This is a genomic window from Streptococcus pseudopneumoniae, from assembly GCF_038148935.1.
Lineage (GTDB): Bacteria > Bacillota > Bacilli > Lactobacillales > Streptococcaceae > Streptococcus > Streptococcus pseudopneumoniae_U.
The window spans coordinates 1-259 of the sequence record NZ_JBBJZX010000260.1; the positions used below are offsets into that span (position 1 = coordinate 1).

The 259-nt window shown below is 48.6% G+C and carries 1 pseudogene; it reads right to left on the minus strand.

Annotated features, from left to right (window positions below):
* Window positions 1-259 (minus strand): annotated as a pseudogene (locus WKI42_RS10885) (ATP-dependent Clp protease ATP-binding subunit); the annotation flags it as partial.

The window sequence follows — 259 nt, forward strand, 5'->3', positions numbered from 1 at the left end:
GTTCTTGGTCTTTCGACTCAAGATTTGAATCATACGCGAGATTTCCTTGTCCCGACCGATGACTGGTTCTAACTTGCCAGAACGCGCTTGCTCTGTCAAATCATGCGTATAGTCCTCGAGACCACCACTAGGAGTCTGCGGCATGCCCATCATATTGGCCATAGAATTTTGCTTGTCAGCTACTGTACGATGGCGTTGGCGTAAAGCCTTGAGATCTTCACGAGTCCAGCCTGCACGTTCTTCTAGATTTCGACGAAGA